The organism is Sunxiuqinia sp. sy24, assembly GCF_052677165.1.
Map to the genome: position 1 here is coordinate 103,752 of NZ_JBQYLH010000013.1, position 14,571 is coordinate 118,322.

Consider the following 14,571-nt stretch of genomic DNA (forward strand, 5'->3'; position numbering starts at 1 on the left):
TCGTTTGATTATGAACTTCGATTCGCTCCTATCTCTTCAGAATAAGGTGCCTTTCCTCTGAGCGTAAGATGCCAGTAAAGGTAAATCTTCCTTCCGTTTTTCACTAAAAAAAAAGTCAGCATCAACTAAACCATGGAATCACTTTTTCTAATTTTGTTGTCTTACATGATCTTTTTTCGTTCGGGCTTCAGGTTTTTCACCCACTGGTTGACGATATAATCGTTTTTACCGATCCACACGCGCACGCCTTCTTCGGGATCCACTTCACTGTTCATCGCATCAATCAGGCCGTTAATTTGCTTTTCAGAAAGCTGCATGCGCTCGAAAAATCGCACCACATGCGGCAGTCGTTCTTCTATTCCGGAAGTTCCCAAAGCATAAATATTCTCCCGATCGCCAAAAACGTTCAGCGGATCATCCAGAAATTTTAGCTCAAAACGTGCAAACAAGCCATGGGGCTCCCAGCCCGTGATGACTACCTCCTCGCGACGTTTATAGGCTTCAGTAAGCTGACTAATCATTTCCTGCTCCGACAGGTTTTTCAGTCGAACCGTTTCCAGCTCATATTGCTGCAAGGCGTAACGTGCTTGATACATGATGCCAGCTTCTGCTTCAATACCAATAATCTCAACATCAGTTCCTTTAAAATCCTCCAGCGAGTTGTAACGACTGTAGGCCGGCACCACCAGTCCCGTGCGGGCATGCGGGTAAATGATGCCCAAACGCTCGATCGAATCACCATGCGACTCCAGGTAATGGGCGTGTGTTTCGGGCAACCAGGCATCAGCAAAAATATCGGCTTCACCCCTTGCTACTTCGGCATAAGCCGACTCCACATCGGTCAACTTGGTTTGCACCTCAAATTCCATTCGCTCCTCAAGCAAGACCTTTGCCAGGGTGGTCAGCGCCACTGCTTCCGACCAATCGGTATAAACCAGTTTCACCGTCCAGTCTTGTTCGGGCTGTTGCCGGGGTGATGTACTACAAGCACTCACGATGAATACAATAAGCAAGGAAAGTACTACTATTCGAAATTGAACTCTCATAAGATCTGAATTTAAGCCATTAATTAATCAAAAAGCGCCTCTAAAAAGCCGAGGGTTTGCTTGCGGTCTTTCACAATCATCACTGGAATATTTTTCTCCACTTCAGCTAAATCTTCCGAGGTCTGGTCAAGAATGACATTAGCCAGATCTGACTTTATTTTTGATCCGATCATAATCAGATCAGCCTGATTAACCAGTCCATGATGGTAAAGCAACTGAGCTTCATCGTAGTTTTTATCATACTGAAAAGAACAAGGAATCGCTTCGGGATCCAGCTTCAACTTCTTCATAAATTTCAGGTATTCTTTTTCACCATGTTTTCCCATCTTCAACTGCAAGCGTTCTTCATCTTCGGGCGAATAACTAGGAAAATGGCTAATTGGAATCTTATAGGCATGGAGGGCAAACACCTTTGCCCCGGTATGTTGGCTTAAGCCAACGGCTGTAAGCATGGCTATTTCCGACATTTTTGAGAAATCGATGCGCACCAGGATATTGTCGATTTTAGGAAGGGCCGTTTCGCTTGCCAAAATAACCGACGAAGGTGTTAGTGGCATGATTCGCCGGGCCAGAGCACCTCTTCCGAAGTAACCCACTTTTTTCCCAAACAAGGTCAAGTTGATTTTCTTATCGCGTGTAAATTGTAACAAGCTGTCGGACTTGATGCCCTCCAGCACCACCACCTCCGTAATAATCTCCTCCGAATGCGGAAAACTACTCGCCAATTTCTCTTCCAATTCCTCCTGAATAATCTTGCTAATCGGCTGCTTGAGATCCGGAAACTCACTCAAAATTTCACGGGGTAAGTCATAACGTTGCAACAAATGAAGAAAATAGATTTTTTGAGCATTCGTCTGTTCCACCAAGTAGCTCGCATAGTTAATCAGAAAATCATCCATCTCGGTCAGGTCCATGCACACCAGTATGTTATCCAATCTTTCCATAATTCTATTCGCTAGTTGTTAATATTCAATCGGTAAAACACTATTTCGATTCTCTTTTTTTCAGAATATCGACTATAATTCTTTGGTAATCCTTTTGCTCTTTCTCCCTTAGTCGTTCCATCATCTCAACATGCTCACCCCGCAGCCCCTTCAACAGGCTATAGGCAATAGTGATCAGGATAACAGCAAAAGGCAGTCCGGTGGTTACTGCCGCTGTTTGCAGGGCCTGCAGGCCGCCACCTATCAAAAGAACCGCTGCGATGGCTCCCTCGGTCAACGCCCAAAAAATACGCTGAGCAACAGGCGCATCCAGCTTTCCTCCAGCCGTTAAGCTATCAACGACCAACGAACCGGAGTCGGAGCTGGTGACAAAAAAACTAGCTACCAGAATAACGCCAACCATCGACGTAATGGACGAGATTGGAAACTGTTCCAGCAGCACATAAAGCGAGGTCGATACATTTTCTTTTACCGCACCGGCAATATCTGCCAGACCATTCAATTCCAGGAACATGGCACTTCCACCAAAGGCCGAGAGCCATAAAAAAGTAAGCAAAGAAGGTACGATCAATACGCCTAAAACAAATTCTTTGAGAGTCCGTCCACGCGAAATACGGGCGATAAACATGCCCACAAAAGGCGACCAGCTCACCCACCAAGCCCAGTAAAATACCGTCCAGCTGTTTTGCCAGTTCGATTGCTGATAGGTCTCTGTCCAGAAACTCAACTCAAAAAAGTTCTGCACATAACTCCCCAGATTCTGAACAAAGGAGTCGACGATAAACAAGGTAGGCCCGACCACGATAATAAACAACAAAAAGAGCCCAGCCAATACAATATTGATTTCACTCAATCGCTTCACCCCAGAGCCCAGTCCAGCCACAACAGAACCAGTAGCAGCAAGCGTGATTAGGGTAATTAAAATGACTTGGGTGGTAATGGTATTGGGTATATTAAACAGGTGTGCCAAGCCCGCACTGACCTGCTGCACGCCCATCCCCAGTGAGGTAGCCAATCCAAAAAGAGTGGCTACCACCGCCAGTACATTGATAATCTTCCCGATGGGCCCGTTTATCCGACGCCCTAACACGGGATAAAACACGGAACTAATGGTTAGCGGCAATCCACGGTTGAAGGTAAAAAAAGCCAGCGCCATGCCTACCAAAGCATAAATACCCCAGGCATGCAGCCCCCAGTGTAAAAAGGTAAGCTCCATGGCTACCCGAGCCGCCTCCACCGTTTGCCCCTCAGAGGTTGGCGAACTAACAAAGTGGTTCATGGGCTCGCCCACGCTCCAAAACAAAATACCAATCCCCATTCCTGCACTAAAAAGCATGGCAAACCAAGCTGCCTTCGAAAATTCGGGTTTGGCATTCCGGCCTCCGAGCCTGATTTCCCCATATTTGCTAAAGGCGATATACAATACAAAAACAAGAAAAAAGTTAACCGCTAACACAAAGAACCATCCGCCCGAATCGGAAATGGCATTCTGAATTTTACCAAATACTTCTCCCATGGGCTCCCCCACAATCAGCGTAACTGCGATAAAAAGAACGACCAAAATAGCCGATGGCCAAAACACAGGAGCATCAACATCAAAGTATTTTTTCGTTGATTTTAACTCGGGATTAATCTCATACTTTTCTTCTTGTTCTGCCATATTGTTCTATTTTAAGATTTACATTGTGACCAACTAGCAGGAAGTTACTTTAGGCTTTTCTGTCAAGATAAGAAAACTGAAAGGCTAATGCAAACATCGGGGAGAGCAATTGATTTGAAAATGAGCGCTAAGCCCCGAAAAAAGGCACTGGCAGCAACAAAAAAATCCGATCATTATTCAACGATCAGATCTTTTCCCCATGCTTTTAGGCAATTCAACCAATGCATTGAACCGCAGCAAAATCAAAACAACAGTAAGCAACACTTAATCTTTATTTTCCATATTGCTGTTTGAGCAGCAGAAACGCCTCCATCACTTGCTGAGTGATTGGTCCTGGTATTCCGTCTGCCACAGGATTCGCATCCAAGGTGGTAACCGGCATAATGTGCTTGGTCGTGCTCGATAAAAATACTTCATTGGCTGTCAGCAAATCTGTCAAAGGTAATTCCGCTTCGGCATACGGAATTTGCTGCGCTTTCAGAATCTCCAGCACCAACCCACGGGTGACACCTTCCAGCACGTTTTCAGCGGGCGTTATAACCTTCCCCTCCTTGACGGCAAAAAGATTACCCCGCGAGGTTTCCTGCACCGTTTTTCCATTGTGAAACAACACATCCACTACACGAGGATCGGTCTGTTCGTTCATCCAGTATTGGCCTGCCAAATAGTTCGTTGACTTAGCCTCAGGAAGAAATCGATCAAAAGGCTTCAGCACTAAACGAACGCCATCAGTGTAAAACGAAGTGGGATAATCGGGCATTTGAGTTGGAAAAACATACAATGCGGCCTTGTAGCTTTCCTTAAAAGCGGCCTCATGGGGCAAAGCAAACAGCTTGATGAACCCATTTTTCAGTTGGTTTCGCTCAATCAGCTCTGCAATCACTTCAACCAAATGCTCATCGAAGTCCGTCTTGATCTTCAGCAACCGCATGGTTTTTAAAAACCGAGTCACATGCCGATCACCATAAAAGGGTTTCCCCTGAATCACCTCCAGAAATTCAAATGCGCCGTAACCGCGGTTAATCGAAAGACTGGTAATGGGAATACTGATTTCCGCTAAGGTGCGATAGCTACCGTTGTCAAATCCAATCATAGCTTGAAAATTTATTGCAACGAAATTACAAAGGATTATTTAGTTTCCAGGCTATTGGCAAGAGAGGATTTCACTTTCAACCAGCTTCCTAATCAACGAGTTTTAAAACCACCTTCCATCATCAAATCAATCTTTCCATGGTTTATATTACTTTTACGAATCTAAATATTTGAATGTGAGTCAAAAAATACTTTTCATCACGCCACCGTTTACTCAACTGAATACGCCGTATCCAGCAACAGCCTATTTAAAAGGCTTTTTAAATACGCGTTCCATCGCTTCAAACCAGTGCGACTTGGGGATTGAAGTCATTTTGGCCTTATTCTCAACCTCGGGTTTAAAGTCACTTTTTCAGCGAATTGAGGCGGATGAGCTCGAGTTATCAGCCAATAGTCAGCGTATTTTTAATTTACGCGATGAATATATCCGAACTATTGATCCGGTCATGGCCTTCCTTCAAAATAAAAACAGCACCCTAGCCCATGTTATTTGCGAAGGAACCTACCTGCCCGAAGCCGCTCGTTTTGCTCATACCGAAGACTTGGACTGGGCTTTTGGCACCATGGGCATCCACGATAAAGCCAGACATTTGGCAACCCTTTATCTTGAAGATCTTTCCGACTTGATTGTTGAAGCAGTAGATCCTCACTTCGGTTTTAGCCGCTATGCCGAACGACTGGGCCGGTCAGCCAATACGTTTGACGAACTGCACGACTCCCTTTTGGCGCCTGACAGTTTCGTCGACCAGTTACTGACCTCCTTGCTGCAGCAAAAAATGGAACAGTATCAGCCGACAGTCGTGGCTTTTTCGGTCCCTTTTCCCGGCAATTTATACAGTGCCCTAAAAAGTGGTCAATGGTTAAAAAAGCACTATCCAGAGGTTAAACTTGTCATGGGCGGAGGCTTTCCGAACACTGAACTACGTTCACTTTCTGATCCACGCGTTTTCGATTACCTTGATTTTATTACACTTGACGATGGTGAGGCTCCCACGCTGTTACTGCTTGAGCATCTGGATGGCAAACGGGACGCCGACCAGTTAAAAAGAACCTTCAGGAGTGACGATGGAAAAGTGATATACTGCGATGGAGCTGTTGAAAAAGATATTTTTCAGGCCGATGTGGGTGTTCCCGATTATTCTGATTTACCACTTGAACACTACCTCTCCGTCATCGAGATTGTAAACCCCATGCATCGCCTGTGGAGTGATGGGCGCTGGAACAAACTGACCCTGGCACACGGCTGTTATTGGGGACGTTGCACCTTTTGCGACACTTCGCTCGACTACATCAGACGCTACGAGCCCAGCAGCGTAAAACTCCTGTGCGACCGCATAGAACAACTCATCGAACAAACCGGGCAAATTGGCTTTCACTTTGTAGACGAGGCGGCACCTCCAGCCCTAATGAGAGCCCTCGCTCTGGAAATCATTCGCAGAAAGCTAAGCGTAGTTTGGTGGACCAACATCCGGTTCGAGAAGAGTTTTTCCTATGACCTATGCCTGCTCCTGAAAGAGTCTGGCTGTATTGCCGTGTCTGGCGGACTGGAAGTTGCATCCGACCGCCTGCTTGGCATGATTAACAAGGGAGTAAGTTTGACCAAAGTAGCCAAGGTTACAGATAATTTCACTCGGGCAGGAATCATGGTGCACGCCTACCTGATGTATGGTTTCCCGACACAAACCACCCAGGAAACCATCGATTCGCTGGAAGTGGTTCGCCAGTTATTTGAAGCCGGCGTGATTCAGTCCGGCTTTTGGCATCAGTTTGCCATGACTGCCCACAGTCCCGTTGGACTTCATCCTGAAAAATTTAAGGTGAAAATCCAAAATACAACCGTGGGTACATTTGCTAACAATGATCTGATTCATATTGATTCAACAGGTTGCAACCACGAGCTTTTTAGTGATGGACTTAAAAAATCGCTGTTCAATTACATGCATGCCATTGGCTTCGATATTCCGCTTCAGGATTGGTTCGATTTTAAAGTGCCGCGCACCAAAGTACATCCCGGCTTTATAGAACAAGCCATCGAGTCACAGGAATATCAACCGGTCAGCTCATCAGCTTCAATCGTTTGGATAGGCGGAAAAGCAAGTGTTGATTACTTCAGCAAAACGAAGAAAAAACGAACCTACCCAATGGCTGAGCTCAGGTTTTCGAACAAGAAAACAGAAATAAGCATTCAGATCAAAGAACATGAAGGAAGATGGCTCATTGCGCAACTCCCAAAGTTAGCAGTTGAAAACGCCACTCTGCCTACCTTTGACGACCTTCAAACCAGTTTTGAAGATGAAACCGGCGAAGATTTTATCTTATTCTGGAATAGCAAGCCAATGATAAGCTTAAGAAAAAACGGTTTATTGATGCTTTAACAAGCGAAATACCCATTTTAAATCAATTGCTTTTGCATTGGTTACTTATTCTTTCGGCTCAAAATTTCGCTTATCTTTGTAGCCCTTAATGAGAATTGGTTTTCACCACAATAAAAAAACACGTTGACATGTCACAATACAAACGTACCTTAATTACTTCTGCCCTGCCTTATGCCAATGGGCCTGTGCACATTGGTCACCTGGCCGGTGTTTACGTTCCGGCTGATATTTACGCACGCTACCTTCGTCTGAAAAACGAAGAAGTTGCCTTTATCGGAGGATCGGACGAACACGGCGTACCAATCACTTTGAAAGCAAAAAACGAAGGCGTAACGCCACAGGACATCGTGGACAAATACCACGGCATGATCAAAGATTCATTTGCCCGATTTGGAATTTCATTCGATGTATATTCACGCACCAGCGCAGAGATTCATCATGAAACAGCAGCCGAATTTTTTAAGAAGTTGTACGACGATGGTAAGTTTGTAGAGCAAACCAGCGAACAGTATTACGACGAAGAAAACAAGCAGTTTTTAGCCGACCGTTACATCGTCGGCACCTGCCCGAAATGTTCGTTCGAAAAAGCATATGGCGACCAATGCGAAAGCTGTGGAACATCGCTCAGCCCTAATGAACTAATCAATCCCAAGTCGATGATCAGTGGAAACACGCCCGTGCTGAAAGAAACTAAGCACTGGTATCTCCCACTCGACCAATACGAACCCTGGCTGAAAGAGTGGATTTTGGAAGGTCACAGAGAGTGGAAATCAAACGTGTACGGACAGTGTAAAAGCTGGATTGATAGTGGCCTAAACCCGCGCGCCGTTACCCGCGACCTGAACTGGGGCGTGCCTGTTCCGGTTGAAGGTGCCGAAGGCAAAGTGCTGTATGTGTGGTTTGACGCGCCCATTGGCTATATTTCAGCCACCAAGGAAATGACTCCGGACTGGGAGAAATGGTGGAAAGATCCGGAAACCAAAATGCTGCATTTCATCGGAAAAGATAATATCGTATTCCACTGCATCATTTTCCCAAGTATGCTGAAAGCGGAAGGAAGTTACATTCTACCTGAAAATGTGCCAGCCAACGAATTCCTGAATCTGGAAGGCGACAAAATCTCCACTTCCCGCAACTGGGCCGTTTGGCTGCACGAATACCTGGAAGAATTTCCCGGCAAAGAAGATGTGCTAAAATACACGCTAACAGCCAATGCGCCGGAAACCAAAGACAACGACTTTACCTGGAAAGATTTCCAGGCCCGCAACAACAACGAACTGGTTGCTGTGTTGGGGAACTTTGTGAACCGAGCACTGGTACTCACTCAAAAATATTACGACGGCAAAGTACCTTCCTTGGGCGAACTAAATGAAGTGGATCAGGCAGCCCTGAATGAAATTGGTAAGTTAAAGCTTGAAGTGGAGAAAAGTCTGGATCAATACCGTTTCCGCGAAGCCTTGAAATTAGCCATGGATTTGGCTCGACTGGGTAATAAGTATCTGGCTGACGAAGAGCCCTGGAAAGTGGTTAAAACCGATCCGGAACGCGTAAAAACGGTCATGAATATCTGTTTGCAGATTACGGCTAACCTGACCATCATGCTGGAGCCCTTTCTTCCTTTTAGCATGAATAAATTAAGAGGGTTCATCAACTTTGAGAAACTGGACTGGAGCGAGCTGGGACATACCGATTTGCTGCCTGCCGGACACCAAACCAACAAACCCGAACTGCTGTTTGAAAAGATTGAAGACAGCGTGATTGAAGCACAGGTGCAAAAGCTGCTGGACACCAAAAAAGCCAATGAAGCTGCTGAAGCTGTTGCCACACCAGCCAAGGAAAACTGCACGTTTGATGATTTTATGAAAATGGATATCCGAACAGCTACTATTTTGGAAGCTGAACCGGTTACTAAAACCAAAAAATTAATGAAAATTTTGGTGGATACTGGTATTGATAAACGCACGGTTGTTTCTGGAATTGCGGAGCATTACAAGGCCGAAGAAATCATCGGAAAACAAGTATCGGTTTTGGTGAATCTGGAACCACGGAAGTTGCGGGGAATTGAATCGCAGGGAATGATTTTGATGGCCGAAGATGCAGATGGTACCCTACGCTTTGTTTCGCCCGAAGAAAAGTTGAAAAACGGCTCAGAAATACGCTAATAAAGATAGTCGTGCCAACGCTTGTTGGTGCGCTTCCGTAAGTTGCCGTACTGCCTTTGCAGATCGGCCACTTACTCTACATATAACAAGAACCGCTTTTGTACGCAAAGGCGGTTTTTTTATTTCTCAGAAACAAGTGATATAATAAAGCTGGTCCCCTTCTCCAACTCACTCTCCACCCGAATTGTACCGCTATTTTTCTCGACCATCTCGGCCACCAGCTTCAGTCCAAAACCTGTTCCTGACTCCTTTTCTGTTCCTGGCTGCTGTATTTTCGATGAAAGATCAAAAATCTTGGTTGCATCTGTTTTTCGCATGCCTATACCAAAATCAACCACCTTTACTTCCACCTCTCCGTCTTTTTGCTTGGCAGAAATCAAAATACGATTATCACGAAATGAAAACTTAATTGCATTGCTAATCAGATTTCTGAGAATAGCTTTCAGCATCTCCCGGTCTCCTAACACCTGCAAATCAGCATCCAGATCACAGCTGATGGTTAATCCCTTATTTTTGAGCTGCAAACCCACCATATTGACCTGCTCTTCCAATAACTCATTTAGAGAAATCACCAAAGGCTTAAACTCCACCCGTCCTTGCTGTAGCCGTGCCCAGTCCAGTATTTCATAAAGCAGCTTATTGTGTTGAGCCGCAGCAAACGTCACATCCTTCAGGTGCATCTGCCGCTCTTCCTCTCCAAATTCGACATAGCTTTCCTGCATGAATTCCAGATAATTGGCTATGGTTCCCGAGCCGTTTTTAAGGTCGTGAGAAACAATCGAAAAAAATTGATCTTTTGCTTGATTGGCAACGGTTAGCTTCCTTTCCGATTCGACTAACTCCGACTGCGCCAGGAATCTGCGCAAAGTGGCATCGGCATAGAAGTAAGCCAGCCACAAACCAGACAACAACACAATGCCATACCAGAGGATCAGATTGCTTATAGAAACAAAGTTTCCGAAGCCAAGTTTTTCGGAAGGCAGCAATGAAATAATTTTCCAGCGATAATTTTCTGCACTATTAAGGTTGTAGCCTGGCAATGTTACTCCTTTAAATGGAAAAACATCAGCCACAGTAAACAAACCCTTCGCATTTTTAAACTGCCCCCAATCTGTTTCCAATAGCTGCGTATAGCTTTCGGGGAATAACTGTTGAATCTTTTGACTTATCTGATCGGGAAACATAAAACTCCACTCCAAAGTAGAATCTTGCGTATTCAATATATAGCCATCGTTATTAACCAAATAACTCACCCCCTCCTCCTTAGCCGATTCGGCGTCCAGTTCCTCAATCACCTGACGTCCATCAAAGGTGAGCACATTTACTCCTAGTTTCTCCTGCTTACTATTAAACACCGGAATACATATCCGTAACATAGGACGATAAGGAATTTCAATTTTACCGTATTCGATGTTCAAATCAAAAGGAGAGACATAAAACTGTCCAGAGTTTAGCTGAATACTCTGCTGAAAATAATATCGTGAACTCTTATCCTGTAATTCGTTGGCCTTACATATATAGGGATCCGAATGGCGTCGTTCTACCCGAAACACCTCCATTCCATTATTATCTAAATGCCTAAGCTGGTAATAATTTTTCTTAAAACGAAACAAATCGACAACCAAATCTTCCGTAGCTTTTTGATGATCCAGATCATGATCTTCGCCACTCAAGAAAGAGATAAAAAACTGATTCTCAGTAATTGTTAAAATATCCAGGACCGCCTCGTCAAAATAATGCTCCAGCAGTTGCTTTTCTACCAAAACTTTTTGTTCCTGATCAGCCTGAAGATGATAATAATGCTCATTCAGCATTAGTCTTATCCCTCCCCAAAAAGAGAGGAACGAGAGCAAAGCAAACGCTACAAACGTGACTATAAATCGCTTAAGAAAATATCGTTGTCTACTATTCAACAAAAAATTTACCATTCAAAAAACATAGGAGATTCACTTTCACACAAACAACTAAGCAAAAAAAATCAAACTGTGAGCCAATCTCTTGCAAAGAGGCTTTCTTATTTCCTACTCGAACCGAAAAACATGATTTTTTTTCAGGTTAACTCATCTCCTAATCGCTTAATTTTGGGCCATTCAAAAAGTAACTATCATGAAGAAGCTAATTGGTGTTCTATTTTCAATTTTAATAAGCAGTAGCCTGTTTGCCCAAACAAGCCAGATCTACAAGCCGGAGGCGAATGCTAAAGCTGAAATTCAGCAAGCGGTTAAGCAAGCCAAAGCAGAAGGGAAACATGTCTTTCTGCAAATTGGAGGAAATTGGTGTCCCTGGTGTATCAAGTTTCATCGTTTCGTAGAAAACGACTCCGAAATAAAAGCATTTGTTGATGCCAATTTTAATGTTGTAAAAGTCAATTACAGTAAGGAAAACAAAAATCTGGATGTACTCAAATCATTGGACTACCCACAACGTTTTGGCTTCCCGGTTTTTGTTGTTTTGAATGGCAATGGCGAGCGTATTCACACCCAAAATTCAGCTTATCTGGAAAAAGACGGTGCTTACGACTCAAAAGAAGTGCTGCTTTTTTACAAGCAATGGTCTCCCAAAGCACTGGCCCCCAGTACTTATCATAAGCAAGAACGCTAGAATATGATATTCATTCTTTCTTTTAGACTTAAATAGCCTTAATTTGTTGAAGCAAAAATGTACTAATTTCATGAAAGCAATTGTAAAAAGTAAACCAGAACGTGGCTTATGGATGGAAGATGTCCCGATGCCAAAAGTTGGGCACAATGATGTCCTGATAAAGATAAAAAAAGCCGCGGTTTGCGGTACCGACCTGCACATTTATAAATGGGATGAATGGGCACAGAATACGATTAAGACTCCGGTAACCATCGGACATGAATACATGGGCGAGGTGGTTGAAACTGGCTCTGAAGTGGATCGGGTCCATGTGGGTGAACGGGTAACTGTTGAAGGTCATATTTCCTGTGGATTTTGCCGAAACTGTCGCCGCGGACGTCAACACATTTGCGATCATACCGTTGGAATTGGTGTGCAGCGCGATGGAGGTTTTGCTGAATACATCGTTGTTCCGGCCAAAAATGTATTAAAAGTAGACTCCCGAATTCCCGATGAAATCATGGCCGTTATGGATCCGCTGGGAAATGCCACGCACACCGCCCTCTCCTTCCCTCTTTTAGGCGAAGATGTGTTGATTACAGGTATTGGAGGCCCAATCGGAGCTATGGCTGCTGCTGTTAGTAGATTTGCCGGTGCGCGCAACGTTGTCGGAACCGATTTAAGTCCCTACCGTCGCGATTTGGCCCGCAAAATGGGAGCAACAAAAGTAATCGATCCAACAAAGGAAAGTGTTCGCGAAGCCATGGGAACCCTGGGAATGGTTGCCGGCTTTGACATTGGTTTGGAATGCAGCGGATCGCCCATTGCTTTCAACGATATGGTTGAGAACATGTACAACGGCGGAAAGATATCTCTGCTTGGTTTGCTACCTCAAAAAACACAAATAAACTGGAGCAAGCTTATCTTTAAAGGATTAACGCTGAAAGGTATTTATGGCCGTGAAATGTACGAAACCTGGTATCACATGGAAATGATGCTAACGTCAGGACTGGATATCTCTCCCGTTATCACCCATCGTATGAAAGCCGATAATTTTCAGGAAGCCTTTGATATTATGGAAGAAGGTAACTGCGGAAAAATAATTCTGGATTGGGAATAATATTTGGAAGTATAAATAAACTTTCATTAAATTTGGTTGATTACGATTAATTTAGTCAGATGGGTACAAAAAACGTTTCCAGAAGAATTCGCTTCTTAAGTTTTTTAGTCGATTTTATTCTCTTTTCATTGATTGGAATCTTTATTCTGATTTTACTCAAGAGTTATACTCCTTTTTTGAGTGGCCTTAATGATCTAAATGATAAAATTATCATTCTCGTCTTATACTTTGCTTATTATTTTCTTTTTGAACTCATAATTCAATCAACACCGGGTAAACTTTTAACAAAAACAAAGGTGATTTCGCAGGATAATGCTCCTGCATCAGCAAGAGCCATTCTAATACGCTCGCTTTTGCGCATCGTCCCTTTTGAACCAATAAGTATCCTACTTTATGAGAATAAATTAGCATGGCACGATCGTCTTTCGAAAACCAAAATAATAAACATTAACCTCTAAATTATTAATCCAATGAAAAAGAAGTTAGGAGCTAAATTACTTATCTTACTGGTCTGTGCATCGGTATTGCTTCCTTCATGTGCAACCGTTTTTGGTGGCCCAGTGTCAGCATGTCAACGAACAAAACCTGCAGAAGGTGAACCAGCGCGCCCCATTCGGGCAGTTGCATTAATTGCAGACGTTATTCTTTTCTGGCCTGGAGCTATTGTTGACTTTGCCACCGGTGCTATTTACAAACCATGTGACTAAGCTCATCAAAAAATAAACAAGAAAGGATTGAACAGCTGTTCAATCCTTTCTTGTTTTCCACGTGGAACAAGCCTATTAAGCGTCCAGCTCAACCCAAACAGGACAATGATCGGAATGCACCACATCAGCCAAAATACCAGCCCCTGACACCTTTGTTTTCAACGAATCGGTCACCATATGGTAATCGATCCGCCAACCTTTGTTTCGCGCACGCGAGCCAGCTCGGTAACTCCACCACGAATAATGATCAGGATCGGTAACGATTTCGCGGAAACTATCGCAATAGCCATCATCCACAAATTGCTGGAACCACTCCCGCTCTTCCGGCAAAAACCCAGAAGTATTTTGTTGTTTCTCCGGATTGTGAATATCAATCCATAAACGACAAATATTATAATCGCCCGAAATTACCAAGTTAGAACGTTCCTTGCGCACCTCCTGCAGATAAGATTGAAAATCGACCAAGAAATCCATCTTATAGTCCTGTCTGGGGCCTCCGGTCGTTCCCGAGGGGAAATAGACACTCAACACGCTTAAATCACCAAAATCGACCCGAATCACCCTTCCTTCAACATCATACTTTGCATTATTCATCCCATACTCCACATGATCGGGCTTTTCCTTGCAAAGAATGGCCACACCACTATACCCTTTTTTAACGGCCGAATGCGCATAAATTTGATATCCCAAGGCATCAAAGGTATCTTCTTCCATTTGTCCCGGCTGTGCTTTTGTTTCCTGAAGACAAATAATATCAGGGTTTTCAGCGACCAACCAGTCTTGAAAGCCTTTTTTTATGGCCGCTCGGATACCATTCACATTATAGCTTAAAATACGTTTCACTATTTTTCTTACTTTTGAATTAGAATAGAAATCGAAAGATAA

General features: G+C 43.9%; 12 protein-coding genes. 6 read left to right on the forward strand and 6 right to left on the reverse strand.

What is annotated here, in order from left to right:
- Positions 1–161 precede the first annotated feature (161 nt).
- From ACUNWA_RS12495 to ACUNWA_RS12510, 4 genes are all read right to left on the reverse strand, one after another.
- Positions 162–1,046, reverse strand: coding sequence for a glycine betaine ABC transporter substrate-binding protein (locus ACUNWA_RS12495; RefSeq protein ID WP_445592252.1), 885 nt, complete (start codon positions 1,044–1,046; stop codon positions 162–164).
- Positions 1,047–1,069: 23 nt separating this feature from the next.
- The gene (locus tag ACUNWA_RS12500) at positions 1,070–1,990 is read right to left on the reverse strand and encodes a universal stress protein (RefSeq protein WP_445592253.1); all 921 of its coding nucleotides are present in this window, start codon (positions 1,988–1,990) and stop codon (positions 1,070–1,072) included.
- 40 nt (positions 1,991–2,030) lie between these two features.
- A complete protein-coding gene (locus tag ACUNWA_RS12505; RefSeq protein WP_445592254.1) occupies positions 2,031–3,650 on the reverse strand; it encodes a BCCT family transporter in 1,620 nt (539 codons plus the stop codon).
- A 271-nt stretch (positions 3,651–3,921) separates the two neighbouring features.
- Positions 3,922–4,743, reverse strand: coding sequence for an aminotransferase class IV (locus ACUNWA_RS12510; RefSeq protein WP_445592255.1), 822 nt, complete (start codon positions 4,741–4,743; stop codon positions 3,922–3,924).
- A 175-nt stretch (positions 4,744–4,918) separates the two neighbouring features.
- Here ACUNWA_RS12510 and ACUNWA_RS12515 point away from each other — a divergent pair, with 175 nt between their 5' ends.
- Together ACUNWA_RS12515 and metG are read left to right on the forward strand one after the other, a co-directional pair.
- A complete protein-coding gene (locus tag ACUNWA_RS12515) occupies positions 4,919–7,117 on the forward strand; it encodes a B12-binding domain-containing radical SAM protein (protein WP_445592256.1) in 2,199 nt (732 codons plus the stop codon).
- Between the two features lie 128 nt (positions 7,118–7,245).
- Entirely contained in the window at positions 7,246–9,279 is a 2,034-nt protein-coding gene (gene metG / locus ACUNWA_RS12520) for a methionine--tRNA ligase (RefSeq protein WP_445592257.1), read from the forward strand.
- 119 nt (positions 9,280–9,398) lie between these two features.
- On the opposite strand, the gene ACUNWA_RS12525 is transcribed toward metG, so the two are convergent.
- On the reverse strand, positions 9,399–11,093 hold the full coding sequence (locus ACUNWA_RS12525; protein WP_445592258.1) for a sensor histidine kinase: 1,695 nt from the start codon (positions 11,091–11,093) through the stop codon (positions 9,399–9,401).
- Positions 11,094–11,385: 292 nt separating this feature from the next.
- Between ACUNWA_RS12525 and ACUNWA_RS12530 the strand changes: the two genes are divergently transcribed.
- The 4 genes from ACUNWA_RS12530 to ACUNWA_RS12545 all read left to right on the forward strand — a co-directional run bounded on the left by ACUNWA_RS12530 (position 11,386) and on the right by ACUNWA_RS12545 (position 13,686).
- Positions 11,386–11,880 (forward strand): thioredoxin family protein, encoded by a 495-nt coding sequence (locus ACUNWA_RS12530; protein ID WP_445592259.1) that lies wholly within the window; start codon positions 11,386–11,388, stop codon positions 11,878–11,880.
- A 70-nt stretch (positions 11,881–11,950) separates the two neighbouring features.
- Complete coding sequence (gene tdh / locus ACUNWA_RS12535; RefSeq protein ID WP_445592260.1) at positions 11,951–12,979, forward strand: L-threonine 3-dehydrogenase; 1,029 nt, start codon at positions 11,951–11,953, stop codon at positions 12,977–12,979.
- Between the two features lie 59 nt (positions 12,980–13,038).
- Positions 13,039–13,437, forward strand: coding sequence for an RDD family protein (locus tag ACUNWA_RS12540; RefSeq protein WP_445592261.1), 399 nt, complete (start codon positions 13,039–13,041; stop codon positions 13,435–13,437).
- A gap of 12 nt (positions 13,438–13,449) precedes the next feature.
- Positions 13,450–13,686 carry a hypothetical protein gene (locus ACUNWA_RS12545; RefSeq protein ID WP_445592262.1) on the forward strand — a complete coding sequence of 79 codons (237 nt, stop codon included), beginning with the start codon at positions 13,450–13,452 and terminating at the stop codon, positions 13,684–13,686.
- Between the two features lie 75 nt (positions 13,687–13,761).
- Here ACUNWA_RS12545 and ACUNWA_RS12550 read toward each other — a convergent pair whose 3' ends face one another.
- Positions 13,762–14,529 (reverse strand): exodeoxyribonuclease III, encoded by a 768-nt coding sequence (locus tag ACUNWA_RS12550; protein WP_445592263.1) that lies wholly within the window; start codon positions 14,527–14,529, stop codon positions 13,762–13,764.
- Positions 14,530–14,571: the final 42 nt, after the last annotated feature.

Bases quoted from the DNA above. Each gene is read 5' to 3' on its own strand.
- ACUNWA_RS12500 (WP_445592253.1), bottom strand. From the start codon at position 1,990: ATGGAAAGATTGGATAACATACTGGTGTGCATGGACCTGACCGAGATG.
- ACUNWA_RS12525 (WP_445592258.1), bottom strand. From the start codon at position 11,093: ATGCTGAATGAGCATTATTATCATCTTCAGGCTGATCAGGAACAAAAA.
- metG (WP_445592257.1), top strand. From the start codon at position 7,246: ATGTCACAATACAAACGTACCTTAATTACTTCTGCCCTGCCTTATGCC.
- ACUNWA_RS12505 (WP_445592254.1), bottom strand. From the start codon at position 3,650: ATGGCAGAACAAGAAGAAAAGTATGAGATTAATCCCGAGTTAAAATCA.
- ACUNWA_RS12530 (WP_445592259.1), top strand. From the start codon at position 11,386: ATGAAGAAGCTAATTGGTGTTCTATTTTCAATTTTAATAAGCAGTAGC.
- ACUNWA_RS12540 (WP_445592261.1), top strand. From the start codon at position 13,039: ATGGGTACAAAAAACGTTTCCAGAAGAATTCGCTTCTTAAGTTTTTTA.
- ACUNWA_RS12495 (WP_445592252.1), bottom strand. From the start codon at position 1,046: ATGAGAGTTCAATTTCGAATAGTAGTACTTTCCTTGCTTATTGTATTC.
- ACUNWA_RS12510 (WP_445592255.1), bottom strand. From the start codon at position 4,743: ATGATTGGATTTGACAACGGTAGCTATCGCACCTTAGCGGAAATCAGT.
- tdh (WP_445592260.1), top strand. From the start codon at position 11,951: ATGAAAGCAATTGTAAAAAGTAAACCAGAACGTGGCTTATGGATGGAA.
- ACUNWA_RS12545 (WP_445592262.1), top strand. From the start codon at position 13,450: ATGAAAAAGAAGTTAGGAGCTAAATTACTTATCTTACTGGTCTGTGCA.